Annotated in this window: 29 protein-coding genes and 2 pseudogenes; 4 read left to right on the top strand and 27 right to left on the bottom strand. The window is 64.8% G+C overall.

The window, feature by feature from the left end:
- Positions 1-193: 193 nt before the first annotated feature.
- Positions 194-835, top strand: a pseudogene (locus K3F48_RS21320) (IS256 family transposase); the annotation flags it as partial.
- Here the strand turns inward: K3F48_RS21320 and K3F48_RS25035 are convergent.
- Complete coding sequence (locus K3F48_RS25035; RefSeq protein WP_222577461.1) at positions 763-1,221, bottom strand: hypothetical protein; 459 nt, start codon at positions 1,219-1,221, stop codon at positions 763-765. The pseudogene K3F48_RS21320 and the gene K3F48_RS25035 overlap by 73 nt on opposite strands.
- Between K3F48_RS25035 and K3F48_RS24600 the strand changes: the two genes are divergently transcribed.
- The gene (locus K3F48_RS24600) at positions 1,163-1,390 is read left to right on the top strand and encodes a GDCCVxC domain-containing (seleno)protein (protein ID WP_255609556.1); all 228 of its coding nucleotides are present in this window, start codon (positions 1,163-1,165) and stop codon (positions 1,388-1,390) included. The two genes, K3F48_RS25035 and K3F48_RS24600, sit on opposite strands and share 59 nt — an antisense overlap.
- Before the next feature lie 118 nt (positions 1,391-1,508).
- On the opposite strand, the gene K3F48_RS21310 is transcribed toward K3F48_RS24600, so the two are convergent.
- The 4 genes from K3F48_RS21310 to K3F48_RS21295 all read right to left on the bottom strand — a co-directional run bounded on the left by K3F48_RS21310 (position 1,509) and on the right by K3F48_RS21295 (position 4,374).
- Positions 1,509-2,990, bottom strand: coding sequence for a SulP family inorganic anion transporter (locus tag K3F48_RS21310; RefSeq protein WP_222577460.1), 1,482 nt, complete (start codon positions 2,988-2,990; stop codon positions 1,509-1,511).
- Between the two features lie 315 nt (positions 2,991-3,305).
- Complete coding sequence (locus K3F48_RS21305) at positions 3,306-3,506, bottom strand: hypothetical protein (protein WP_222577459.1); 201 nt, start codon at positions 3,504-3,506, stop codon at positions 3,306-3,308.
- Positions 3,507-3,631: 125 nt separating this feature from the next.
- Positions 3,632-3,964 carry a hypothetical protein gene (locus K3F48_RS21300; RefSeq protein ID WP_222577458.1) on the bottom strand — a complete coding sequence of 111 codons (333 nt, stop codon included), beginning with the start codon at positions 3,962-3,964 and terminating at the stop codon, positions 3,632-3,634.
- A gap of 116 nt (positions 3,965-4,080) precedes the next feature.
- On the bottom strand, positions 4,081-4,374 hold the full coding sequence (locus K3F48_RS21295; protein WP_222577457.1) for a hypothetical protein: 294 nt from the start codon (positions 4,372-4,374) through the stop codon (positions 4,081-4,083).
- Between the two features lie 130 nt (positions 4,375-4,504).
- Here K3F48_RS21295 and K3F48_RS21290 point away from each other — a divergent pair, with 130 nt between their 5' ends.
- Entirely contained in the window at positions 4,505-4,858 is a 354-nt protein-coding gene (locus tag K3F48_RS21290) for a helix-turn-helix transcriptional regulator (protein WP_222577456.1), read from the top strand.
- A gap of 29 nt (positions 4,859-4,887) precedes the next feature.
- Here K3F48_RS21290 and K3F48_RS21285 read toward each other — a convergent pair whose 3' ends face one another.
- On the bottom strand, positions 4,888-5,511 hold the full coding sequence (locus tag K3F48_RS21285; protein WP_222577455.1) for a hypothetical protein: 624 nt from the start codon (positions 5,509-5,511) through the stop codon (positions 4,888-4,890).
- A 379-nt stretch (positions 5,512-5,890) separates the two neighbouring features.
- Between K3F48_RS21285 and K3F48_RS21280 the strand changes: the two genes are divergently transcribed.
- Positions 5,891-6,808 (top strand): LysR family transcriptional regulator, encoded by a 918-nt coding sequence (locus tag K3F48_RS21280; RefSeq protein WP_222577454.1) that lies wholly within the window; start codon positions 5,891-5,893, stop codon positions 6,806-6,808.
- Here K3F48_RS21280 and K3F48_RS21275 read toward each other — a convergent pair.
- The 21 genes and pseudogenes from K3F48_RS21275 to K3F48_RS21175 form a co-directional block, all read right to left on the bottom strand.
- The gene (locus tag K3F48_RS21275) at positions 6,772-7,029 is read right to left on the bottom strand and encodes a DUF2274 domain-containing protein (protein WP_222577453.1); all 258 of its coding nucleotides are present in this window, start codon (positions 7,027-7,029) and stop codon (positions 6,772-6,774) included. The two genes, K3F48_RS21280 and K3F48_RS21275, sit on opposite strands and share 37 nt — an antisense overlap.
- Entirely contained in the window at positions 7,026-8,219 is a 1,194-nt protein-coding gene (locus K3F48_RS21270; RefSeq protein ID WP_222577452.1) for a TrbI/VirB10 family protein, read from the bottom strand. Before K3F48_RS21270 ends, K3F48_RS21275 begins: the two co-directional genes overlap by 4 nt.
- Positions 8,216-9,286 (bottom strand): P-type conjugative transfer protein TrbG, encoded by a 1,071-nt coding sequence (gene trbG / locus K3F48_RS21265; protein ID WP_222577451.1) that lies wholly within the window; start codon positions 9,284-9,286, stop codon positions 8,216-8,218. The genes K3F48_RS21270 and trbG overlap by 4 nt, the downstream gene beginning before the upstream one ends.
- A complete protein-coding gene (gene trbF / locus K3F48_RS21260; RefSeq protein ID WP_222577450.1) occupies positions 9,283-9,966 on the bottom strand; it encodes a conjugal transfer protein TrbF in 684 nt (227 codons plus the stop codon). The genes trbG and trbF overlap by 4 nt, the downstream gene beginning before the upstream one ends.
- Positions 9,967-9,969: 3 nt before the next feature.
- Complete coding sequence (gene trbL / locus K3F48_RS21255; protein WP_222577449.1) at positions 9,970-11,310, bottom strand: P-type conjugative transfer protein TrbL; 1,341 nt, start codon at positions 11,308-11,310, stop codon at positions 9,970-9,972.
- Positions 11,307-11,621, bottom strand: a complete 315-nt coding sequence (gene trbK-alt, locus K3F48_RS21250) for a putative entry exclusion protein TrbK-alt (protein WP_222577448.1) — start codon at positions 11,619-11,621, stop codon at positions 11,307-11,309. Before trbK-alt ends, trbL begins: the two co-directional genes overlap by 4 nt.
- A gap of 9 nt (positions 11,622-11,630) precedes the next feature.
- On the bottom strand, positions 11,631-12,374 hold the full coding sequence (gene trbJ / locus K3F48_RS21245; RefSeq protein ID WP_222577447.1) for a P-type conjugative transfer protein TrbJ: 744 nt from the start codon (positions 12,372-12,374) through the stop codon (positions 11,631-11,633).
- A complete protein-coding gene (trbE, locus tag K3F48_RS21240) occupies positions 12,374-14,809 on the bottom strand; it encodes a conjugal transfer protein TrbE (RefSeq protein WP_222577446.1) in 2,436 nt (811 codons plus the stop codon). The genes trbJ and trbE overlap by 1 nt, the downstream gene beginning before the upstream one ends.
- Before the next feature lie 7 nt (positions 14,810-14,816).
- The gene (locus tag K3F48_RS21235) at positions 14,817-15,095 is read right to left on the bottom strand and encodes a VirB3 family type IV secretion system protein (protein ID WP_003612050.1); all 279 of its coding nucleotides are present in this window, start codon (positions 15,093-15,095) and stop codon (positions 14,817-14,819) included.
- Positions 15,095-15,433 (bottom strand): TrbC/VirB2 family protein, encoded by a 339-nt coding sequence (locus K3F48_RS21230; protein ID WP_222577445.1) that lies wholly within the window; start codon positions 15,431-15,433, stop codon positions 15,095-15,097. The genes K3F48_RS21235 and K3F48_RS21230 overlap by 1 nt, the downstream gene beginning before the upstream one ends.
- Positions 15,430-16,416: a P-type conjugative transfer ATPase TrbB gene (gene trbB, locus K3F48_RS21225; RefSeq protein ID WP_222577444.1), complete on the bottom strand. Its 987-nt coding sequence runs from the start codon at positions 16,414-16,416 to the stop codon at positions 15,430-15,432. Before trbB ends, K3F48_RS21230 begins: the two co-directional genes overlap by 4 nt.
- Before the next feature lie 137 nt (positions 16,417-16,553).
- On the bottom strand, positions 16,554-16,997 hold the full coding sequence (locus K3F48_RS21220; protein WP_222577462.1) for a ribbon-helix-helix protein, CopG family: 444 nt from the start codon (positions 16,995-16,997) through the stop codon (positions 16,554-16,556).
- Between the two features lie 9 nt (positions 16,998-17,006).
- On the bottom strand, positions 17,007-18,986 hold the full coding sequence (locus K3F48_RS21215; RefSeq protein ID WP_222577443.1) for a conjugal transfer protein TraG: 1,980 nt from the start codon (positions 18,984-18,986) through the stop codon (positions 17,007-17,009).
- 146 nt (positions 18,987-19,132) lie between these two features.
- Positions 19,133-20,890, bottom strand: coding sequence for a DUF3363 domain-containing protein (locus K3F48_RS21210; RefSeq protein ID WP_222577442.1), 1,758 nt, complete (start codon positions 20,888-20,890; stop codon positions 19,133-19,135).
- Positions 20,891-21,260: 370 nt separating this feature from the next.
- On the bottom strand, positions 21,261-21,917 hold the full coding sequence (locus K3F48_RS21205) for a lytic transglycosylase domain-containing protein (protein WP_255609546.1): 657 nt from the start codon (positions 21,915-21,917) through the stop codon (positions 21,261-21,263).
- A gap of 124 nt (positions 21,918-22,041) precedes the next feature.
- The gene (locus tag K3F48_RS21200; protein ID WP_222577440.1) at positions 22,042-22,377 is read right to left on the bottom strand and encodes a DUF736 domain-containing protein; all 336 of its coding nucleotides are present in this window, start codon (positions 22,375-22,377) and stop codon (positions 22,042-22,044) included.
- A 35-nt stretch (positions 22,378-22,412) separates the two neighbouring features.
- Positions 22,413-22,958 (bottom strand): S26 family signal peptidase, encoded by a 546-nt coding sequence (locus K3F48_RS21195; protein ID WP_222577439.1) that lies wholly within the window; start codon positions 22,956-22,958, stop codon positions 22,413-22,415.
- The gene (locus K3F48_RS21190) at positions 22,955-23,473 is read right to left on the bottom strand and encodes a DUF2840 domain-containing protein (RefSeq protein ID WP_222577438.1); all 519 of its coding nucleotides are present in this window, start codon (positions 23,471-23,473) and stop codon (positions 22,955-22,957) included. Before K3F48_RS21190 ends, K3F48_RS21195 begins: the two co-directional genes overlap by 4 nt.
- Positions 23,470-23,724 (bottom strand): hypothetical protein, encoded by a 255-nt coding sequence (locus K3F48_RS21185; protein ID WP_222577437.1) that lies wholly within the window; start codon positions 23,722-23,724, stop codon positions 23,470-23,472. Before K3F48_RS21185 ends, K3F48_RS21190 begins: the two co-directional genes overlap by 4 nt.
- Positions 23,725-23,779: 55 nt before the next feature.
- Positions 23,780-24,418 (bottom strand): ParA family partition ATPase, encoded by a 639-nt coding sequence (gene parA, locus K3F48_RS21180; protein ID WP_222577436.1) that lies wholly within the window; start codon positions 24,416-24,418, stop codon positions 23,780-23,782.
- A pseudogene (locus K3F48_RS21175) lies at positions 24,415-24,674 on the bottom strand (replication protein A); the annotation flags it as partial. The pseudogene K3F48_RS21175 and the gene parA, both read right to left, overlap by 4 nt.

Here is a 24,674-nt window from a genome sequence, read left to right as displayed (position 1 = left end):
CAAGGAGCCGGACGCGTGGCCCGCATATCCGGTTCTGTGAGAGGCGCGGCGGAGAAATCCCCGCGCCTACTCGACGCCGTAGGCCGAAGCGCCGCGCGTCCGAGCGCCGCTGGGCGGTCATCGGCGGATCTTCGGTAGCATCGGTTTGCGATTCGCAATGCAACCGAGGAACACCGATGACCGACGAGATGATGATGGACGGCGTGAAATTCTCGGAATGGATACCGGTCCCTCGGAGGTCGAGACCTTCTGGACCGAGTTCCTGCGCGGCCTGCGCCGGCGAGGATTGCGCGGGGTCAAGCTGGTCGTCTCCGACGCGCATGAAGGGCTGAAGGCCGCCATCGCCAAGGTGATGAATGCGTCCTGGCAGCGCTGCCGCGTGCATTTCATGCGCAACGCGCTCGCCCATGCCGGCAAGAGCGGAAGGCGCGTCGTCTCGGCGCTCATCGCCACCGCCTTCGCGCAGGAGGACGAAGGCGCCGCCAAGACGCAATGGCGCAAGGTCGCCGATCAGCTGCGGCCGACGCTCCCGAAGCTCGCCGGCTTCATGGACGACGCCGAATGCGATGTGCTCGCCTATGCGAGCTTTCCCAAGGATCACTAGCCGAAAATCCAGTCCACCAACGGCATCGAGCGCCTCAATGGCGAGATCAAGCGCCGCACCGAGGTCGTCGGCATCGTCCCGAACGAGAAGGCGATCAAGCGCCTCGTCGGCGCGATCCTGTTGGAACAGAATGACGAATGGGCCGTCCAGCGCGGCCGCTACATGACCCTGGAAACGATCGCCGCTTTGAGCGATGATCCAATCGTCAAGCGGCCCGCCGTGGCCGCTTGATCTAACCGGCTGCTGCCGGAGTCCCTCGAACGGGACCGACCTGAGCTACACCATTTGCTGGGACACGATCCGATTTCGACGAATTCGAGCCCCTGTTCGATCGCGTCAGGGCGGAACTCGATCGAGGTGTCCGGCGGACGAGACGCTTCCAGCGCGACGCCGAAATCAAGCGCGGCGAGTTCTTCATCCTTGGCGGACAACTCGCCTATGTCGCTGAGATCGGCGAGGAGTTCCGCACCGAGCAGGACCGCCGCAACGCCACGTTCCTGATGGCCGGAGTGGAGCCACATAGACCCTTTGCTGCTGAAGCTCTTCTGGGGGCGGTGAATGCAACTCGACTCGACGATAACCTGCCCGATTTGCGGCCATCGGGCGACCGAGATCATGCCGACCGACGCCTGCCAGTTCTTCTATGCGTGCAAGGGATGCGGGGCCGTGCTCAAGCCGAAGGCGGGGGATTGTTGCGTCTTCTGCTCTTACGGCGACGCGCCCTGCCCGCCGATTCAGGAGGCGAACGCGGTTGATCGGGCCGCCGGTTGTTGTTACGGCGCATAGCGCCGCAGTTCACATGATCGCGCACGTTCGGAAATGCGCAAGATTTCCCCTCCAGGCGGCGAGTTTTGTAACAGAGGCGTCCCTCATGAGGGACGCCTTGCAGAGATTTCAGGCGCGCTCAGTGACCGGCGGCGGGCAAAGTCGCTCCGGGCTTATCGTGCAACGCGAGCCGATCCACCATTGTCTGGCTCGCTTCATTGACGCCGACGATCTCGACCGGCAGATCATGGCGCCGGAATTTCAGCACCACGCGATCGAGCGCGTTGATGCCGCTCAAATCCCAGAAATGCGCGGCATGCACATCGATCACGACCGCCTTCAGGCCCTCTTCGCGGAAGTCGAAGGCGCTGTGAAACGCCTCGGCCGTGGCGAAGAACAATTGACCCGTCACTCTGTAGGTGCGCACGCCGTCCGCGTCGAGTTCGGACGTGACGGCGAAGAAGCGCGACACTTTTTGCGCGAAGAATATGCCGCTCAGAATGACGCCCACCAGCACGCCCTTGGCGAGGTCATGGGTGACGACGACCACGACGACAGTCGCCAGCATGACGAAGCTGGAGCTTTTGGGGTGCACGATAAGGGTGCGGATCGACTGCCATTGGAAGGTGTTGATCGAAACCATGATCATCACCGCGACGAGGGCCGCCATCGGAATCTGTTTCACCCAGGGGCCGAGGACGACGATCAGAAACAGCAAAAATGCGCCTGCCCACAAGCAGGAGAGACGGCCCCGTCCCCCGGACGACACGTTGATGACCGATTGGCCGATCATGGCGCAGCCGGCCATGCCGCCGAAAAAGCCGGAGGCGATGTTCGCCAAGCCCTGCCCGGCGCATTCCCGGTTCTTGTTCGACGTCGTGTCGGTCATTTCGTCGATTATGGCCGCCGTCATCAAGCTTTCCAGCAGTCCAACCATCGTCAACGTCAGCGCGTAGGGCAGAATTATAAGCAGCGTATCGAGGGTGAGCGGCGCCTGCGGCAAGGCGAAGAAAGGAAGCTCGCTCGGAAGTTCTCCCATATCGCCGACCGTATGCAGCTTCAGACCAACGGCCATCGAGAACGCAGTCAGCACGATGATTGTCACGAGCGGCGAGGGCACGGCTCTGGTCAGGCGCGGTAGCAGGTAAATGATGGCGAGACCGACTGCGACCATCGCATAAACCTGCCATCCCTGCCCGATCAGTTCAGGCAATTGGGCCAGAAAAATGAGAATGGCGAGGGCGTTCACGAAACCGGTGACGACGGAGCGGGACACGAAGCGCATGAGGTCGCCCAGCCGAAGCGCGCTTGCGGCCAGTTGAAGGAGGCCGGTCAGGATCGTGGCGGCGAACAAATATGCGAGACCATGCTCCTTGACGAGCGTGACCATGACGAGAGCCGTGGCGCCCGTCGCCGCCGAAATCATGGCCGGCCGTCCTCCGGCGATGGCCGAGACGACCGCAATGCAAAAAGAGGCGTAGAGGCCCACTTTCGGGTCGACGCCGGCGATGATCGAGAACGCGATGGCTTCGGGGATGAGCGCGAGGGCGACGACCGTTCCAGCCAGCACATCGCGCACGACATTCGGCGCCCATTCGGCGCGCAACTTCGACAGATTCATAGATGTAGCTCTCAGAATGCACCGCTCGACCGACAAGGGAGCCGATGCAAAAGCAATTTCGCTGCCAGTTGGCGGCGAGGCGGGTGAGAAACCTAGGGCGATGGCTACGGCGGCGTCAGCACGTCGCTCGAAGAAACTGAAGCTAGAGACATTTGCTCAGGATAGAGGTGATTTTGTTGCAACGCAACAATGCTTTTGGAGTGCTAACCGGGAAGCTTCGTCCCCCTCAAGCCGCACTCGTCACCGCCAGTTCCGTCGCCCCCTCCATCGTCGCAATATGGCGAGACGGCTCTTCAAAACCGCCCGGCCAAGCGACTAGAAGGGCAGATTGACGAAGGCCGTCAGCCGCACGCCGAGGCGGCGATAGGCTTCAATGAAGGCGGCGCGCTTCTGCAGGTCGTCGCCCTTCACCAGCGCCGGATCGGCGACGCTCCAATGCGCCAGCGGCGCGTCGCGCGGCCAGGGGCCCGAGGGCTGCTCGCATATATCGTTGCAGAGGGTGATGCCGAAATCCATTCGCGGCGATTACAAACTCGAGACGAATTCGTTTTCAAGCGAGACGAGTTGCAATGCGTCGAATTTCCTACATCGACCAACGGATCAGCTCCCCGTCGATGAGGGGCGGCGCGCAGCTTTTGTCGTCATTGCGCGCCGGATTTTTTTCGGGGCGGTGCAGCCGGTCCATTGGCGTGAACGCGGATCGTTAACGCAGCGGTCATTGTGGAGTCGACCACATCTGGAGAACAGAAAAAGCTACGTCCCCCGAGGGACCCTGTATAGGAAGCTTTGCGGCTATGGCGGAATAATTTGAATTGGACAGAGGTGTTCGGCACGGCAAGCGTCAGTGACGTCTCGTCGGCGGCGACAATATCGACTTCGAGCGCCTCTCCAGGGCGGTCTATGTCAGTGAGAGTTATTCGTCTTTCCACGACGGTTGCTCCTAAAAAGATTCTTTGAAATGTGGTCGACGCCAATCGTGCTCCTGGTCAGGAAACGTCGCCTCCTATATGTCGCGACGTGGCGGTGAGGAGCCGGAGATGGCGCACGCGCAATCCGCACGCCGTAGCCGGCGCACCAAGAACGCTATCGACTAATTCTGCGTTCGCCGCATTCTCACGTTTTCCAACGCCTCTCGTATTATTTCGTCGACCGCGAAGCGGACGTTGGTTTCGAGCGCGTCGAGTCCGTCTCTGCCGATCAGATAGAGAGCATCATCGACGTGCGACTCGAGGAAGTAGCGGGAAATGACCGGCTGATCGAAGCCTGCGCCTCTCGCTCTGATGCTCGCCGTCGCAGCGTCACGCAGCGCGCGAGCGAACTGCTCGCGCGTGCTCAACAAAATCGTCGCCAAAGAGACGGCGTGACCCAGATGCTTCTCACGCATATTCGGACTCTCGGTCGTTTACGGACTCGCCCCCTCTGCCGCGCCGGCGCTTCCCCTCCTCAACCCGGCGGCGACCGTTTGTAGAGTATACTCCGTAGATAAATACTCTTCAAGCTGGCTGGTTCTCGTCATGGAAATGCGAGAGACGCTGGCGCGCAATCTGAGGAAATATCGACGGGCGCAACGCCTGTCGCAGGAGGAGCTCGGCCATCGAGCCGAGCTCGACCGCACCTATATCAGCTCGATCGAACGCTGCGTCTATTCGGCGACGGTCGACGTCGTCGGTCGCCTCGCCGACGCTCTCGGAATTCCGGCGCTCGAGCTTCTGAGGCCCGCAAGCGAAACTGCGGAGGCGAAGTTGTCGTCTACGGCATCGACTGAAGGCGCTCGCCCGAAGGCGCAGGCCGAGAAAGGCGCAAAGCCAGCTCGGAAAAGTGAGGAGCCCGCGCAAAGGCGGGCAATTCGAAAGAAGCCGGGTCCGTAGCCGAGCGACCACGGACCCGAGCACGAGGATCACATCGGCAAGACGGCCGCTTCCGGCGACGCCAGCCGGGCGATATCCGCCAGCGCCGAGCGCAGTTCTGGCCAGGGAAATTCCGCATCTGTCGGGCTCGGCTCGCCGAGCTGAATGAGGATAGCGAGCTTGGCCGCGACACCCGGCAGGCTGGCGGCTTTCGTCTTCGGGACCGACGCCACAAAGTCGCGCTCTTTGCCGAGAGCGGCGCGGAGTTCAACGTCCACGGAGTCGAAGCCGAGCGTCGCCGCCGCCTCGTCCCATCGCTTTTGCTGCTCGTCGAACGCAGCGATCAGCGCTTCTCTCTCGATCGCCGGCTCGTTCGCGATCAGCTCCTCGATCTCGTCGACCGATTGCGCGATTCTCGGCTCCGCCTCGCCGGAAATGCGGATCGCGACCTCGGGGATGCCGACCGAGTGAATGAGCTTCTTCTCGATGCGCTGCCACTGGCGCGTCAGCGCGACGACCTCAGTGTGATTGGCTTGCCAGTTCCGCCAGAGCTGCAGCGCGGGGTCGGAAGGCGCCCCTTCCGTCCTCTTCCCCGACGGCAAGGCGCCGGTTCCTCGCAAAATGGCGCGCCAGCTAACGGCGGGCAGAGTCGTGCTATCTTCAGAATCAGCCATGATCCAGGCTCCACTTCAGCTTGGGTTGTGGTCAGGCCGGGCGGGTTGTTACCAGCATCCCGTTCGGCCGCTGCTCATGAAATTGCAGCCGGGAGAAGGTAAGCCGGCTAGAACATTTTAGCAACGCATATTGGAAAACGCGGGCCTCCATATCTTTGCGCCGCAGAGCGGTCGGGCTGTTCGGGACGGCGCATCGATTGAGGAGGAATCGGGTCCGTTCGCCGAAAAACCCATAGCTTGCAAAGCGATAGCGGCTCGATCGGCGGCCTTTAAAAGGACATTTATTTTCAATGAAGTAGGAAGCATTAGAACGGTCGATGGCGTCCTGTCGTCGGCATATCCGATTCTGGAAATCAGCTTGTGAAACCGGGCTTTTCAGGTGAATTCGGAGCTTCGAGATCTGAAATGGGCTCTTGTCGCCTCGCGGCATCGAAGCCTTCGGCAAGCGGCGGAGACGCTGAAGACGCGTCAATCCACCCTCAGCCGTCGATTGCATGATCTCGAATGTGAGCTCGGCGTGGACTTGTTCGAGCGCACCACCGGAGGAACGAAGCTCACGCCAGTCGGTCGCGAATTTCTGGATTTGGCGCGGCCCATCGTCGATGAAGCGGACCGCCTCTTCCTCACGTTCAAAACGCGGAGCAATGGCGGACGCAGGCCATTGCGAATTGGGATTTGCTCGTCGCTTTCGGCCGGCAATCTGCGGGAGACGCTCGCGGAGTTGCGCCGCCAGATCGCGGATGCGGATATTCTCCTGGTCGACGGCGCCAAGGAGGGATTGCTCGGCGAGCTCGGCGCCGGCGCGATCGACGTCGCCATATTGACCTCCGGCGGCGGAAGATGGAACGACCGTGTTCTGCCGCTCTGGGGCGAACGGGTCGTCGTCGCCGTTCAGGAAAATCACCCGCTCAATAGTCGTCCAGCGATCCAATGGCGGGAGCTTTGCGACAATCGGATATTGCTGACGCGGAGCGGCGTCGATTCCGAGCTCGAGCAATTGCTGAGCATGAAGGCCGGCGGCTCGGGTTCTTTGCGTATCAGCTATCAGGATGTCAGCCTCGACAGGCTACTGAGCCTCGTCGGCGCCGGTTATGGCGTCGCGCCACTGCTCGAAGGCGCCGCCGGATTTGGCTGCCCCGGAGTGACTCATCGCGAGCTGCATGGCGACTGTGGGCAAATGCGGCTTCAGTTCGCGGCCTATTGGAAAGAGACAAACAGCAGCCCGATGTTGCAGCCATTTCTCGATTTGCTGCGCGCTCGCTATCCCGACCTTTCGGTTTCCGCGACATCGGGTTGAGGTTTCGGACGCGTCCGAGTCTTCGCGAAGGCTCTGTCGGTCGCGATGAAGCGCTGAAGCATCGGGACAATCAGCTTGAGCGGATCGGCGATCGTCTGCCCATTGGCTCGGCCGAGCGCGTCCGCATAGGCAGTGAGCTCGCGATGCAGAGAGGCCGGAATCTCGACAGTGATTTTGACGGGCTTGTCGTCGGCGAGCGGACCGAGCTTCAGTTTCGTCACGGCGCCATTCCTTCCTTGTATGGAGCCAATAGGAGATCCCGCGTCACGAGAACACGGACGGGGAAGCCCGGCCGGATGGTGAGAGTGGGCTGGATATTGAGCTGGCGTTGAACGAGCAGCTGCCCGGTCTGGCTCGCGCTATTGGAGCCACCGCGACGGATCGCTTGGATGAGGCTGTTCTCGCTGCCCGTCGTTCCCGCTTCGGCGCCGATGCTGAGCAGCGTCGAGAGCGCGGCTCCTTTGAGAAGCATGTCCCAATGATTGTCGACCTCGTCCTCGAGGCCGGCATAGCCGGCGGCGTCGGCGCCGGGCTGCCGCTCCAGCACGATCGAGGTTCCATTGGGCATGATGAGCCGGGTCCAGGCGAGAAGCACGCGCCTTTGGCCGTAGGCGACGGAGCTGTCGTATTGTCCAATCAATTTCGCGCCCTGAGGGATGAGCAGAAATTTCCCGGTGGGACTGTCGTAGATCGCTTCGGTCACCTGGGCGGTGATCTGTCCCGGCAGATCGGAGCGGAGGCCGGTGATGAGCGCGGCGGGGATCACCGTTCCGGCCTGGACGACGTAGGGCGACGCAAGCTTTGTGAGCCGATCGGGACTGACGGTTCGACGATCGGTAGAAGCAGTCAGAAAAGCGGTCTTGCGATCCTGCATGTTCTGCGCGGAACCCGCGTCGACGGATGGCGCCGCGGCGACGCCAGCGTCGGCCGCGGAGATCGTGGTCGGAGCGATCGGGGCGATTGGCCTTTCGCGCTCGTTCGTCTGAGCAAAGAGCCTGCTTACCCGAGCGGCTTCGATTTCCTGCGCGCGACGTTGCGCCTCGGGATCTGACGTCGACGCGCCGACGATCGTGCCAGCATTCAAAATGGGCCGACCGAGATCGCCCGGAAGAGGCGGCCCGAGCGGCGGCGCCGGACGCGGCATTCCGGTATAGTCCTTGGGCAGGTTCGCGAGACCGTCGGCGGCAGGACGGTTCTGCGTGTTGTAGAGTTCCTGGGCCGCGCCGCTTCTGTCGCGCGGCTGCAGCGCGTAGCCGAGCGCGCCGGCGATCGCGAGGGCCGCGACGCTCGCCATGCCGATCAGCACCTTGCGCGACAGCCGCGTCACGCGCGGACGTTCGCCTCGGAGCCGAAGGTCCGGGGTGATCGGCGGCGGCGCGGCGAACTGCTCGTCATTCGCGTCCGGCGTCATGACCGCGGCCTTCCGTCGGTGCGGACGATACGCACCCGCCGTTCGCTGTCCGCGTCGCCGAGGCGAAGCTCGGCGGCGGCGAAGAGGCGGTCGACGATGTAGTAGTTGCGACTCACACGATAATTGACGAGCTCCGAACCGCCGGCCGGACCGATGACGAAGAGCGGCGGCGTCTCGCCCTGGCGAATGCCGGTGGGGAACTCGATATAGACCTTTGATCCATCGTCGAAGGCCCGCAGCGGCCGCCAGGCCGGACTGTCTCCCTGGATCGCATAGCGGAAATTCAGCGCGGAGACGTCGACGCCCGTCGCGATCGGCGCGGCGGATTCGGCGATCGCGTTTTGACGGCGCAAGGCGATGAGCTGGTCTTCCGGATATTGCCAGGAGACCGAGGCCATATAGGTCTTTTCGGTCGATCGCAGCTCGAGCAGATAGGTGCGCCGATCGGTGTTGACGACGAGATTGGTGACGAGGTCGGGCCGCGTCGGCTTGACGAGGATGTGAATCTTTTTCGTCGCGCCGACGCCGCTCTCCGTGTCGCCGATTATCCAGCGCACGGTGTCGCCGGCTGCAACCGGCCCGGAGCCGACGAGTTGCTCGCCCTCCTGCAGTGCGACATCGGTAATCTGTCCGGGCGCGGCATAGACCTGATAGAGGGCGCCACCCGAGAAGGGATAGACCTGCACGGCATTGATGAATCCATCGCGCATCGGCTGCACGCGGGCGGCGGCGTTGGCCTGATTGACGCGCGCGGCCGGATCGGCGGGCTCTGGCGGCGCCTTGCCCGCGTGCAGCGGCTTCAATTGGCCCGGCAAGGGAAGCGGCTTGGCGAGGGTGATGATTGTCACCGGCCCCGGCGGATCGGCGGAGAGCCGCGCCGGCGCGGCGTCGTCGTAATCGATATCCGGCGGAACGAATTTCGCGCATCCGGCGAGCGACGCGGCGGAGAAGAGCAGAGCAGCAAAGCCGGCTTTACGGAAAGACGCGTTTCCTTCTTTCCGGAACCGCATGTTCACGGCGATGTGCGAAGCCGGATCGCCGGCATTCAAAAAATTCGGCCGGGTCATTGTCCGAGCTCCTTGGACCAGTTGATGGCGTTGACGTAGACGCCGAGCGGATTCTTGCGGAGACGATCGGCGTCGGTCGGCGGTTGAATGACGACGGTGAGGATCGCTGTCCAACGCGTCGTGTCGGCGAGCGCGCCGTCCTGATAGCGGCGCTCGATCCAGGCGACGCGGAACGAGTCGGCAGAGGCGCGGATGACGCTGGAGACGTCGACGGCGATCTGCTGCTTGCCGAGCCTGGCGAAGGGATCATTGGCGCGTGCGTAATCGTTGAGCGCGGCGGCGCCCGCCGTCGTCGTGAAGTCGTAGGCATGCAGCCAACTCTGCCGGACCACGACCGGATCGGCGGGCGCGGCGCGCACATCCTTGATGAAGCGCGCGAGATACCAGGCGATCTGCGGATCGGACGGCGTGTAATCAGCGATCGCTGGCGCGACCGCACGCGCCTCGCCGAGCTGGTCGACCTGCACCACCCAGGGGACGACAGTTCCGTGCGTCGACTGCCAGACGAGGCCGCCCGCTAGGCCGCAGGACAAGAGCAGCGAGCCGAAAGCCATCAGCCGCCAGTTTTTCGCCTGGACGCGCGCGGAGCCGATGCGCTCGTCCCAGACCTGCGCGGCTCGCTGATAGGGCGTCTCCGGTTCGGGCGTGCGGCCGTAGCGCACCGAGGCGCGTCGGAACATGGTCTATTCCTCTTGTGAGAGATCGACGGAATGGCCGCCGCCGTGGCTGTCGCCGGACTGAATGACATGCGCAGCGGTCGTCGCGCCGTGGCTCGCGAGCTGATTACGCTTCATGCGCCGCGCCCAGGCGGGCGGCGCGTTCCCACGCGAACCGCCAGTCGCGCCGTCACCGCCTGCGCCTGTGGTCGACGAGCCGCCGGTCGCCGCGAAGGCGGCGCGCGCCCCGGCGGAATAGTTCTCCGCCAAGGAGCGCGTCGCGCGAGCGGCCGCGCGCCGGAAGGGAGCCGTCGCGACGGCGCCCGCGGCGCGGCCGACGCCGGCGAGTCCGGCGGCGACAGCCGACGGTCCGGACTCCCCGGCCGAGCCGAGCGCATAGGCCGACGCCGCTCCGCCGGCGAGCCTCGCGCCGCCGCGCGCGGTGGCGGCGGCTCCCGAGGCGGCTGCCGTCGCTCCCCTTCCGGCCACGCCGAGCGCGGCGCCTCCGACCATTCCGGCGCCCGCGACGGCGACGCCGGTTCCGACCGCCGCGCCGGCGCCGAGCTGCGGCGCGCCGGAGACGAGGCCGGTCGCGATGCCGGGACCGAATACGCCGAGGCCGAGCATGGCGAGCGCGGCCAGCACGACGGAGAGCGTCTGCTCGATCGTCGGCTGCTCACCGCCATAGCTCGTCGTGAATTGCGAGAAGAGTCCCGAGCCGACGCCGACGATAACGGCGAGCGTCATCACTTTCACGCCCGAGGCGACGATATTGCCGAGCACCTTCTCGGCGAGAAAGGCGGTCTTGTTGAAGAGCGCGAAGGGAATGAGCACGAAGCCGGCGAGCGTCGTCAGCTTGAACTCGATCAGCGTGACGAAGAGCTGCACGGAGAGGATGAAGAAGGCGATGATGATCAGCAGCCAGGAAATCATCAGCACGGCGATCTGAACGAAGTTGGCGAAGAAGGACGCAAAGCCCATCATCTGGCTCGCGGCGTCGAGCAGTGGTTGGCCGGCGTCGAGTCCGACCTGGGCGAGACGGCCGGGCCGCAGAAAATCGGCGGTCGACACCGAAGAGCCGCCGGCCTTAAGGCCGACGCCGGCGAAGCTATTGAAGACGATTCCCGAGAGCTTGTTGAAATTGGTAATCAGGAAAGCGAAGAAGCCGATGTAGAGCGTCTTCCTCACGAGTCGCTGGATCACATCCTCGTCGGCGCCCCAGGCCCAGAACAGGCCGGCGAGCGTGATGTCGATCGCGATCAGCGTGGAGGAAAGATAGGCGACGTCATTCTTCAGCAGGCCGAAGCCGGAATCGATATAGGTCGTGAAGGTGTTGAGGAAGGAGTCGATGACGCCGACATTGTTCATGGCGCGGCGCCTTTCGATGTAGCTGCGGCCGGCGCGGCCGTGGGAGGCGTCGGCCGCGCCGGCCTGCCGAAGAAGCGGCGGCGGTTCTCCGTCCAGACCGCCTCGCAGCGCTGGTCTTCGGCATCCTCGAGCGCGAGCGCGCCGCATCGGCGCAGCTCGGCGGAAAGATCGTCGAGATCGATGGCAATGGGGGCGCCGGCGTCACGGACGAATGGCGTAGGCTTATCGCGATCGATCGCGGAAAGCGTTACGATCAATGTGGCGATCAGAACGAGGATCGCGCCGGCGCGCCATATGTCCCATTGTCCCATGACCGCGCCTCAATTGCCGTGGAACATGGTGACATTGCCCGGCTGATAGCCGGAACGGGTCGAAAAGCGCCGATATTGCTCCTGTCCTTGCGACTCCGTGGCCGTGATGCGCGATTGCTCGAGCGCATCGGCGCGACTCTTCGCCGCGACCACGGCGACGAGGTCGGAGAGCTGTTGCGATTGCAGCGCGAGCAGCTGATTGCCGGCCTGCGCCGCCTGCAGCGCGCCCGTCGCCGTCTGGCTGGCGGAGGTCAGCGACGACATGGCGGAGCCGTTGCTCGAGATGTTGCCGACGACGCTGGCCTGCACTTTCAAGGAGTCCTCGAAAGCGGCGACGGAATTGCGCCAGCGGGTCTGCGCCGTGGCGAGCAGTCCGGAGCTGGAGGCGCTGCTCGACGCCGAACCATAGGTGGTCGTGAAGGCAGATTCGATCTGCTGGACATCGAAGGCGATGCGCTGCGCCTGCGCGAGCAGCGACTGTGTCTTCTGGATCGTCGTCTGGAGCTGGCTCAGCGTCGAGAGCGGCAGGCCGGCGAGATTGCGCGCCTGATTTGTCAGCATCTGGGCCTCATTGTCGAGGCTCCGGATCTGATTGTTGACCTGTTGCAGCTCGCGCGCGGCGGTGAGCACGTTCTGCGAGAAATTGGTCGGATCATAGACGACGATTTGCGCTGGCGCCGGATCAGCGACGAGCGAGAGGCAAAGAGACGCGGCACCGAATAGGGCAGCGCGACAATGAAAGCGAGTCGTCATCAGGAGAACTCCAGATTGGTGAGGTCGGGAATGAGGTCGGACGCCCATTCGAGGTTGCGCTCGATCAGCCAGGCGCGCAGGAATCCATCCGACCCATGCTCTGCGAGGATGCGCTCGATCGCGGCGTGATCGGTCTTGGATGAGGCCGCGCAAAGAGCGAGGCCGATCGGTCCGAGCCCCAATTCGAAGAGGCGATTGCCGCGCCGCGATTGGCAGTAATAGTCGCGCTTTGGCGTCGCTTGAGCGATGATCTCGATCTGGCGATCGTTGAGGCCGAAGCGGCGATAGATCGCGGTGATCTGCGGCTCGATCGCCCGTTCATTCGGAAGGAATATCCGGGTCGGACAGCTCTCGACGATCGCCGGCGCGATCGGGCTATTGTCGATGTCGGAGAGCGACTGCGTGGCGAAGACGACGGAGGCGTTCTTCTTCCGCAAGGTCTTGAGCCATTCGCGCAGCTGGCGCGCGAAGGCGGGATCGTCGAGGACGAGCCAGCCCTCGTCGATGACGAGCAAGGTCGGCCGTCCATCTAGGCGCTGTTCGAGGCGATAGAAAAGATAGGTGAGGACGGCCGCCGCAGCGCTTGCGCCGATGAGGCCTTCCGTCTCGAATGCCTGGAAATTGGAATAGCCGAGGCGCTCCTCTTCGGCGTCGAGCAGCCGCCCAAAGGGACCGCCGACGCAATAGGGCTGAAGCGCCTGCTTCAGAGCCGTCGATTGCAACAAGACGGCGAGACCGGTGAGCGTGCGTTCACCGGGCGGCGAAGAGGCGAGCGAGGTGAGCGCCGACCAGATATGCTCTTTCGCGCTCGGGTCGATGGCGGCGCCTTCCTTGACGAGAATGGCGGCTACCCATTCAGCCGCCCAGGCGCGCTCGGCCGCGTCGTCGATGCGGGCGAGCGGTTGCAGCGACACGCTGTCCTCGGAGCCCGCCGACAGGCCGCCGCCGAGATCGTGCCAATCGCCGCCGCAGGCGAGCGCCGCCGCGCGTATCGAGCCGCCGAAATCGAAGGCGAAAATCTGCGCGCGCGCATAGCGGCGAAACTGCATCGCCATCAGCGACAGCAGCACAGATTTACCTGCGCCGGTCGGACCGACGATCAACGTATGGCCGACGTCGCCGACACGGAGAGAGAAGCGGAACGGCGTCGAGCCGTCGGTCTTTCCGAAGAGCAAGGGAGAGCCACGAAGATGCTCGTCTCTGTCTGCTCCCGCCCAGATGGCGGAGAGCGGAATCATATGGGCGAGATTGAGCGTCGAGATCGGCGGCTGCCGGACATTGGCGTAGACGTGACCGGGAAGAGAGCCGAGCCAGGCTTCGACCGCATTCACGCCTTCCGCTATGCAGGTGAAGTCGCGGCCCTGGATCGCCTTCTCGACGAGGCGCAGCCTTTCCGTTGCAATCGCCGGGTCATCGTCCCAGACGGCGACGGTCGCGGTGACATAGGCTTCGCCGACATCGTCTGCGCCGAGCTCCTGCAGCGCGATATCGGCGTCGGCCGCCTTGTTCGCCGCGTCGGAGTCGACGAGGGCCGAAGCCTCATTGGTCATCACCTCCTTGATGATCGCGGCGACGGATTTGCGCTTGGCGAACCACTGCCGCCGGATCTTCGTCAACAGCCGAACCGCTTCCGTCTTGTCGAGGAGGATCGCGCGCGTCGACCAGCGATAGGGGAAGGCGAGACGATTGAGCTCGTCGAGAATGCCGGGATGGGTCACGGTCGGAAAGCCGACGATGGTCAGAATGCGCAGATGTGCGTTTCCGAGCCGTGGCTCCAGCCCGCCAGTGAGCGGCTCGTCGGCGAGCAGCGCGTCGAGATGCATCGGCGTTTCGGGGACGCGGACGCGCTGCCGGTGCGTCGAGATCGTCGAATGCAGGAAGGTCAGCGTCTCGCCGTCGCCGAGCCATTCGGCCTCCGGCATGAAGCTCTCGACCAATTGCAGCACGCGATTGGTGCGGTCGATGAATCCGCGCAGCAGCTCCCACGGATCGACGCCGTCTTGCGCGCGACCTTCATAGAGCCAATTCTCGGCGCGCGACGCGTCCTCCTCCGGCGGCAGCCAGAGGAGCGTCAGGAAATAGCAGCTCTCGAAATGCGCGCCCGCCTCCTCGAAGGCGTTCTGCCGCTCGAGGTCGACGAGCGCCGAGGCTGCGTCGGGAAAGCGATCATGCGGATAATGCTGCGCCGACGCGCGATCGGCTTCGACGAAGATGGCCCAGCCGGAGCCGAGGCGGCGCAGCGCATTGTTGAGGCGGGCGGTCACGCCGACGAGCTCGGAAGGCGTCGCGCTGTCGAGATCGGGTCCGCGGAAGCGCGCGGTGCGCTGAAACGAGCCATCCTTGTTGAGGACGACGCCCTCGGCGACGAGGGCGGCCCAGGGCAGGAAATCGGCGAGGCTCGTCGGGCGGCCGCGATATTCGGCGAGATTCAACATGGCGGCCTCACACGCCGAAATAAGCGGGATAGCGCAGGTGTCGGCGCACGACCTCGACGAATTGCGGATCACGCTTCGCCGCCCACACCGCGGCGCTGTGGCTGACCGCCCAGAACAGAGCGCCGGGAAGCCAGAGGCGAAGGCCGAGCGCGATCGCCGCGGCGAGCGTGCCATTGGCGATTGCGACCGCTCGCGGCGCGCCGCCGAGCAGGATCGGATCGGTCAGCGCCCGATGCACAGGGACGAAGAAGCCGGGAACGTCCTCGGCGCTGTTGAAGCCGCTCATCAGATCAGCGCTCCGCCGGAGAAGGAGAAGAAGGAGAGAAAGAAGGAGCTGGCGGCGAAAGCGATCGAGAGACCGAAGACGATCTGGATCAGACGGCGGAAGCCGCCCGACGTGTCGCCGAAGGCGAGCGTCAGGCCGGTCACTGTGATGATGATGACCGAAATGATCTTGGCGACCGGGCCCTGGATGGATTCGAGAATTTGGTTGAGCGGAGTTTCCCACGGCATGGAAGAGCCGGAGGCTCGGGCGGAAGATGAAGAGATCGCCGTGCAGGCGACGATGGCAGCGAGAATGGCGATGCGGCGGCCAAATCGGCTATTTGGAGTAAAGGGCATCATGATTGGTCTCCTGCGACATGTGCAGCGATCGAAAGGACTCGGTAATCGCCGGTGGATGGATCGAGGCCGTCGACGGTCGCGAGTTCGGCGAGGCGCCGCTCGCCGCCGCGGCCCTGCAGAACGGCGATGACATCGATGGTCTCGGCGATCAGCGCGCGCGGCACGGTGATCACGGCTTCCTGAATGAGCTGCTCGAGACGGCGCAGCGCCCCGAGAGCCGTTCCGGCGTGAATCGTGGCGATGCCGCCGGGATGTCCGGTGCCCCAGGCCTTCAGCAGGTCGAGGGCTTCCGCGCCGCGAACCTCGCCGATCGGAATGCGGTCTGGCCGCAGTCGAAGCGACGAGCGGACGAGATCGGAAAGGGAGACGACGCCGTCCTTCGTGCGCAGAGCGACGAGATTCGGCGCGCGGCATTGCAGCTCGCGCGTATCCTCGATCAGCACGATGCGATCGGATGTATGCGCGATCTCGGCGAGCAGCGCATTGGTGAGCGTTGTCTTACCGGTCGACGTTCCGCCGACGACGAGAATGTTCTTCCGATCCGCGACAGCCTTTCGCAGGACGTCCGCCTGACTTTGCATCATGATTCCGGCGTGCGCGTAGTCGTCGAGCGTGAACACAGCGACGGCAGGCTTTCGGATCGCAAAGGTGGGCGCCGCCACGACGGGAGGAAGCAGTCCTTCGAATCTCTCTCCCGTCTCGGGCAGTTCCGCGGAGACCCGCGGCGATCCCGGATGCACCTCGGCGCCGACATGATGAGCGACGAGCCGCACGATGCGCTCGCCATCGGCCGCCGACATTCTGCAACCGCTATCCGCGAGGCCGCTCGACAATCTGTCGATCCAGAGCCTTCCGTCCGGATTGAGCATGACCTCGACGACGGTAAGGTCTTCGAGAAAGCTCGCGACGGCCGGTCCGAGCGCGGTGCGCAGCATACGCGCGCCGCGCGCGTGAGCTTGCGAATGGAGAAGAGATGCCGCCAAACTTACCCCCGCTTCGGTCGATCGCGCGAAAGCGATCCACCGCGGGGATGATTAGAAAGGGCAAGAAAACGGCGTAATCAACAAGGGTCTGGTCGTCGTAGCACCCCGTCGTAGCCCAGCGAAAAAATACTTGCGTCCTATTCGCGCGAGTCGGCGCCGTTCTCGTCTGCTCGCTCGCTTCGGAGCATGTCTCTCGGAATCTCGTCGAGCAGCGTCCGTCCCTGATTGAGTCGCCGCCCCAGCGCCTCGATGAAGCCCTCGTAGCGTTCGCGCCCTTTCACCTGGGCGCTCGCTTGCGCCTCCGGCGGCAAGGGCGGCGTGACGGTGAGCCAGAAGCGAACGAACAGCGCGAGCGCTTCGGTCGTGAGGCCGCTATTGCGCTCGAGGCGTTGGACCTGACGGGTCAGTCTGTCGAGGCGGCGCGTGAAGGCGGCCTCCATGCGGTCCGCCCCGTCGGGCGAGAGAAAGGACGCGACCGCGGCCTCGACGATAGCGGAGCGCGTGAGGCGCTTTTGCGTGGCGAGCTCGTTGATCCTCGCGATCATCTCCACGGGAAGCGAGACATTGAGGCGGTCGCGCATCATAATTTCCTACAGATCGAGGCCGTCGGCGGGGTCCATCGCGCCCTGGCGCGCGACGCCGCTCATACGCTGCCGGACAATCTCTTGCTGGCGCGCGGCCTGCTCGGGCGTATCGTCGACGATGGAGAACTCATTCCTGTCTCGGCGTGACGGCGTCGTCTCCTTTACGATCGCTACGTGGTCGGGCAGTTCCGGCTCACGCCTCAACCCGCCATTGGCCTCGTCCTCGGCCGTCGACCGAGTGAAGAGATCGGGTGTTGGGCGCTGGACCGGGAGGGCCGACCAGTCATCCGGCCGGGGCGCGTGAGGCGCTTCTTTCGGCGGCGGCAGAATCCGCTCGGCGAATCGGCGGTCCTCATAATAGCGCGCCTTCTTCGCGCGGATCGGATGCAGGCCGGACATCATGACGATCTCGTCGGAAGGCGGAAGCTGCATGATCTCGCCGGGGGTGAGCAGCGGTCGCGCGGTCTCGGATCGCGAAACCATCAAATGACCGAGCCACGGCGAAAGCCGATGCCCGGCATAGTTCTTCATCGCCTTCATCTCGGTCGCGGCGCCGAGCGCGTCGCTCACACGCTTCGCGGTGCGCTCGTCATTGGTGGCGAAAGACACGCGCACATGGCAGTTATCGAGGATGGAGTTGTTCGCCCCATAGGCCTTCTCGATCTGGTTCAGCGACTGCGCGATCAGGAAGCTCTTGATGCCATAGCCCGCCATGAAGGCCAGCGCGCTCTCGAAGAAGTCGAGTCGTCCGAGCGCGGGGAATTCGTCGAGCATGAGCAGCATGCGATGGCGGCGGCCCTTTGGGCGCAATTCCTCGGTCAGGCGTCGACCGATCTGATTGAGCACGAGTCGGATCAGCGGCTTGGTGCGGTTGATGTCGGACGGCGGCACCACGAGGTAGAGCGTGGCCGGACGCGCAGCGGAGACGAGATCGGCGATTCGCCAGTCGCATTGGCGGGTCACTCTCGCCACGACGGGGTCGCGATACAATCCGAGGAACGACATGGCGGTGCTGAGGACGCCCGAACGCTCATTGTCGGATTTGTTGAGGAGCTCGCGCGCCGCCGAGGCGACGACAGGATGCGGGCCGGCCTCGCCGAGATGGCGGGTGGTCATCATCGCCAGCAGCGTCGTTTCGATCGGCCGGTTCGGATCGGACAGGAAGGCGGCGACGCCGGCGAGCGTCTTGTCGGCTTCGGCATAGAGGACGTGGAGGATGGCCCCGACCAGAAGGGAGTGGCTGGTCTTCTCCCAATGGTTCCGGCGTTCGAGCGACCCTTCCGGATCGACAAGAACATCGGCGACATTCTGTACGTCGCGGACTTCCCACTCGCCCCTGCGCACTTCGAGCAGCGGATTATAGGCGGCCGAGTCGCCATTGGTCGGATCGAACAGCAGGGCGCGGCCATGACGGGCGCGAAAGCCGGCGGTGAGCAGCCAGTTCTCGCCCTTGATGTCGTGGACGATGGCCGAGCCGGGCCAGGTGAGCAACGTCGGCACGACGAGACCGACGCCCTTTCCGGATCGCGTCGGGGCGAAGCAGAGGACGTGCTCGGGCCCGTCGTGGCGCAGATATGAGGTCTCATGCCGGCCGAGCACGACTCCGTCAGGGCCGAGCAGGCCGGCGGCCTTCATCTCGTCGGGCCGCGCCCAACGTGCGGACCCATAGGTCTCGGCTTCGTCGGCCTCGCGGGCGCGCCAGATCGACATAGCGATCGCCACCGCGATCGAGAGTGGTCCGGCCGAGGCTGCGATATAGCCGCCTTCGACGAAGATCGTCGGCGCATAGGCGTCGAAGGCATACCACCACCAGAAGAAGGCGGGCGGCGGATAGAAGGGAAAGTGGGCGAGCTCGAACCAGGGATGTCCGAGCTGCGGCTGGAAGCCGAGGCGCCAGGCGGTCCATTCGGTCGCCGTCCATATCGTCGTCAGCACGATGAGCGATACGACGAGGATCTGGCCCCAGAGAATCCTGGTAGCGGACACGGGCGCCTCCGTTCGAAGAGTGCGAGGCGTCGAGACAAAGACGCGGTCCGAGCGCGTTCAAGCATGTTCGCGTCGCAATCGTAGCGTGGCGAGCCGAAACGAAAAAATACTGGCGTCGTGGACTGGCGATAGAGGCTCACCGATCGTCATAGGCCCAATCCGCGCTTTCGGCCGAGGCTCCATTCGATGCCGCCGTCGTCTCGCGCCGTCCCGGCGACATGCTGGCCGAGCTTTTTCTCGAGCGTGGGCGACCAGGGCACGAGTTGGAAGCCGAGACCGTCGTCGATCATGGCGAAGCGCCCGGACGCGAGCATGAGGCGCTGGCGATAGACGCCAGAGACCTGATTGCCAGCCGCGGCCTGAGTGCGCGGAAGGCCGATCTCGGCCGAGAGCTTCGCGGCGGCATCATTCAGCTCGCGACCGCGCAGGGTTGCGAGCAGGTCGCGCTGGAAAATGACCTGCCCGCCTCGGCGCTGAGCCAGTCCTTCGGCGACGAGATGTTCGGCGCGCGCCTTCATGGCCTCGCGGACCTCGCCGCCGAATCCTCCCATCGCCAACGGCGTCGGCGTGCGCTCGACGAGACGGTGATCAAGCCATGTCGCCCCCGACGCGCCGATCTGGCGATCCAGATCGAAATCCGAGCGTGTCGCCAGGATGAGCGTCGGCTGCGGATCGTCGGCGCCGCCGAAGCGCCGCACCTCGACGACGCCGCCGATCGGCGGGGCATGTTCGAACGCCTCGGTGCTGTGGAAGCGGACGTGATGAGCGCGGCCGTCGGTCCCGTCGATGACGGCATAGGCTTCTCCGCTCAGCTCGTCGTGCAGGCCCTTGTCGACGAGCCGCCCAAGGATCGGCGTCTCCGAGGGCCCCGCGTCGGCGACATAGTCGGCGACGCCGCGATCCTGGCCGCGCTCGCCGAAGGCGCGGTGCATGGTCTTGATGATATCGCCGCGCATTCCGAGATCGCGCAGCGTGCGTTCGGCCTCCAGGCCGATCATCCATCGGCCGGGACCAGCGGAGGCGGCGAGGCCCATTCGCTCGAGCTTCTGAGCGCGGCCGACCATCAGGCGGCGCAATTCGGGGTCGTCTAGACCAGGACTCGCCGGGCGCAGGTCGACCAGACCTGTCTCGTCGGCGGCGTAGCGGATGGCGGCGTCGAGCCGCGTCCAGCGGTCGGCGTCGACCTCGCGCTCGAGCGCCGAGCGGATCGAATGTTCGGGGCGCGGTCCGAGCTCGATGGCGACGAGGTCTTCCGCGCGTGAGCGCAGGCCGCCGCTGATATAATCGCGGGCGATGACGAGATCGCCGCCGCTCTCGTCGACGCCGCGCACCAGCAGATGGATATGCGGGTTGTCGGTGTTCCAATGATCGACGGCGACCCAGTCGAGCTTCGTTCCAAGATCAGCCTCCATCCGCCCGGCGAGGTCGCGGGTAAAGGCTTTGAGGTCCGTCATCTCGCCGGCGTCCTCGGGCGAGATGATGAAGCGGAAATGATGCCGGTCTCCGTCGCATCGCTCGGCGAAGGCCCTATCGTCGGCGTGATCGTGTTCGGCATCGAACATCACGCCTTTCTCTCCGTCGCGGCCGACGCCCTCGCGCTTCAGATAGGAAAAATGCGCGGACAGCGGCGCGGATCGAAAGCTGCCGCCCTTATGGCGCACGACGCGCGCTTTGACGACGACGCGGCGGCCAGGATCGAAAAGGCGGGCGCGGCCGAAGGCGGCGCGTCCGCGCCCGAATCCGGAGCCGCCGGGGGCAGCGGATCGCGCGCCACTCTGCGGCGTCGCAGGTCCGGCCTTGCGCGCCGCTTTCAGCACCTCAGCTACGAAGCTCTTCGGCTTCGGCCCCCGGGTCGTGCGGACGCGGCCCGGCCGGACGCGGAAGTCATTCTCCTCACGGCTCATCGGCTCGCCTCACTGGGCCGGACGGCGGCCGCGAGAACGTAGTGTGCAGGTCGAAGCCTTGTAACTCCACGTGCATTTGCCAAAACCTGCCAACGACCGACCGGCCTGCCAGACGAAAGACGAGTCGCGACAGCGACTTGTCTGCCGGCGTGGCAGGCGCTTTTATCTCGCCTTCGTGCGGTCGTGTTCTGCGCTGAATTGCCTTCCGCCGCTTTCTCTTCTTCACATTGCGCTCGGAAACGCTGGAATGCGAAGCGGTCGCGAACTGTGCGTGCAACGCGTCTGCACGCTCGCGGCGCCAGCCAAATGGTGGCATTGAGGTTCCTCAGTGCGCAAATGTCGGCAGTCCGTCTGCAACAGGGCTGCTGGTTCATTGCACGTGTTCCGTCGACGAGAGCGCGACGAACAGGCCGTCGGAGCGAGGCGCAATGGCGGACAGATCGCGCGTAGCGACGATAGCCGTCGTGTCGGTCGTCGTCGGAATTGGCGCCGGACGATTGGCGACGCGTCGGCTGTCGTTCTGCTCGACGAACAGCGGCGCCTTCGTCCATGGGGAAAGACCAGAGAACGTGTGAATGGTGGATCGAGCGCCGTCATTTCCCTCGATGAGAGGGGCGAGCGCTGCGACATAGGCGACGGTCTTGGATGGCAATGAACGGCGCCCCTCGAGATAATCCTCGTAGCGGCGCGGTCCCGCATTATAGGCGGCGAGGAAGCCTGGCGAGCCGTAGCGATCGTGCAGCTCGCGGAGGTACGCGGCGCCGGCGAGGATGTTGTCGTGTGGGTCGAAAGGATCGCCAGCAAGAGCGTAACGGCTGCGCAGTTCCGTCCAAGTGTCCGGCATGATCTGCATGAGCCCGATCGCGCCCTTGGGTGAGATAGCGTCTCGTCGGGCGCGGCTTTCGATCGCCATGACGGCGCGAATCCATGCCGCGGGAATGCCGAAGCGCCGCGCCGCCTCTGTGACGTGGACAGCATAGGGCTCGCCATCGGTCGGACGATCGAACGGCGTTGCCTTCGCGGGCATGACTCCGCCCAGTGTGCAGGCTGGGGCGAGGCCGATAAGGAGAAGGAGCGTGAATCGCGCACGCGTGCAGGCCCGGTTCGCGCGGTCCGATTTGATCATGAGCGAAAGTGCGGGACGCATGTCATCAATCCCGCTCGCTGCGCTTCTGGAGTCGGGTCCAGTGCAGAATCCAGCTGGACTTGTCTTCGCTCGATTGGAACAGATTGGCGCGGATCGGCTGCGCAAGGGCCGGACCGTCGAGGAGCAACGACACATAGTCGCCGGCCTTCTCGCCGATGCGCTTCCACGCTGCTCCGATTTCCGGCCCTTCGTCATCGCCGAGCAAGATTCGATAGTCCGGCGCGTTCTCCGTGATGCCATGGTCGGAGGGAACGAGAACGATCTGGGCGTCGAGCGACAGCGTGCGGATGGTGCCCGAATAGCCTGACTTGGTGCGCGTGAATCGACCGATCTGCGTCATTGGAATTCTCCTTGGCTGGTAAAATCATGCGGGCGTCAGTCGACGGCGGCGCGCCAGACGTAGCGGCCGTCGCCCTCTTCGTCGGTCCAGATCGGAACCGCGCGAGCGACGATCGACGCGACGGGGAATGGACCGAAGTAGCGACCGTCGAGGCTGTCCTGGACGGTCGGATTCATGAGGAAGACCTCGTCGGGCCGAAGCGTCCGGCAGCCGGTCCAGCTCGGCAGCGGACGACCGAGACGATCCCGATCTCGCGCTTCGCCGACGTCGACGTCATCGACCGTGACGACGGCGCCGGCGCGGCATACGCTCTGTCCGGGGAGCGCCAAGACATGCTTCAAGAGCAGCACGCCTTTCGGCAGGAAGTTGCCGTCAGCGAGGAAGCTCACGATGCGTTCCGGCGGACGGACTGCCACCAACTGCATAGCGTGGGGTCTGCCCGTCCGCTGAAGCGCATAGAGCCCCGTCGGCGTGCTCGCCGTGCCGTTCCAGACGAGCCATGGCGTGGCGGGAGCCATGGACTGACCGCCGATCAGCAGCACAGAGGAGAGCGTCGCCGTGACATAGCCGAGGCGGTTCATGGCGCGACGCTCCGGCGCTTCAGCCAGGCGTCATGCTGCGCACGCGTGTAGGTGCGTGGCTCTTCGCCGACAGCGAGGCGGTTGTGCAAATGCCGCCAATAGTCGGGCGACGCGTCGGCCGGATCGACGCCGATCGCCTCAATGGCGTCGATCGCCTGGAGCGCTCGCTCGACCCTCGGCCAGGCGTCGACGCGTAGCAGGATCTCGCCGCCGGGCCGAACGAAAGGCAGCGTCTGATAGCGCTCGCTGGCGCCGACCGCGCGCACGATGTCCATCCGCGAAATCACCGTTCCGTAGTCATTCGACGCCCATCGGACGAAGCAGAAGATACTGCCGGGGGCGAAACTGGCGATGCGGCGGCGGCGATCGAGAATCTTGTCTGCTGCGCGATGGCCGAAGCGAATCCGGAACTCGATCTTCTTCTCGATCCAGGTCAGCTCGACATGAGTGAGGGGCGCTACGCCGCGATGCGGCGGCGCTTCGACGCGAGCGGATGGCGGCTCGTTGTCGTTCATGATGTCTCTCCGGGATCGTCGGGGAATTCGCGCGCGAGCAGGTCGCGCAGCATGTCGGCGACGGTGACGCCACGCCGAAAAGCGGCGACCTTGATGCGGCCGCGCAGCGCCGGCGTGACGTCGATCGTCAGGCGCGCGGTGAATCCGCTGGCGTCATTCGTGCGCTGGGCGGGAGCGTCGGCCGATCTGATCCAGCCCTCGGCGTCGCCGGGACGCGCTGCGAAACCGCGCTTTGGAGGGCGCTCATTCATGCGGCGCCTCCGTCGACGAACCGCGAAGAGTTGCGCACATATCCCGCGAAGATCGTCATGGCGCGATCCTCCCGACCTCGGCCGCGAGCGCGACGATCTCGCGCGCCGCCGGCGTATCGTCGGCGAGCTCGGAGACGAGACGGCCGGTCTGCGCCGCGTCGGCGAAGGCGATACGCTGGCCTATGGTTGTGGAGAGCGCCGGCGGATCGTGATCGGCGAGCGTCTCGACCGTCTCGCGCGCGATGACGGTGCGCGCGGCGTAGCGGTTCAGGACGAAGCGGGCGGCGAGCTGCGGACGATAGATTCGCGCCTCGCCGAGCAAAGCCAGCATCTCGGCCGACGCCCAGCCGTCGAAGGGCGACGGCTGCACGGGGATCAGCGCGAGATCGGCGGCGAGCAGCGCCGAACGCATCAATCCGGCGACGCGCGGCGGACCATCGATGACGAGATGGTCGACGCCGCGCGCCAGCTCGGGCGCCTCACGATGGAGCGTGTCGCGCGGCAGCCCGACGACAGTGAACAGCCGCGAGAGGTTCTCGCGCGCTCGCTGCTGTGACCAGTCCAACGCCGAGCCCTGAGGATCGGCGTCGATCAGCGTGACGCGCTTTCCCTGCCGAGCCCATTCGCCGGCGAGATGCAGGGCGAGCGTGGTCTTGCCGACGCCGCCCTTCTGGTTGAGCAGCGCGACGATCATGACGCGCGTCCTTCGCTTTCGACGAAAGCAAGAGGCGCTTCGGAAGTCGCATCGTCTGTAGAGCCGGATTTACGGAAAGTCGTATCGGGCGTAGTCTTTTCAGACGGAAGTTTCGGTGTGCGGGAACGCTCCGATGAGTTTTCCACCGTCGCCGGGCGCAAACAAAAGTTAGAGTCTCTGTTAGCCGGGGTACTGACCAGTGCCCCCTCGCCGGCGCTGCGGCGGTGGCGATGATGCCTCTGCGATTCGATTCCCG

Source organism: Methylosinus sp. Sm6, from assembly GCF_019802345.1.
Taxonomy (GTDB): Bacteria; Pseudomonadota; Alphaproteobacteria; order Rhizobiales; family Beijerinckiaceae; genus Methylosinus.
Note: the sequence above shows the minus strand (reverse complement) of the source record. Positions and strands in the feature narration are given on the sequence as shown.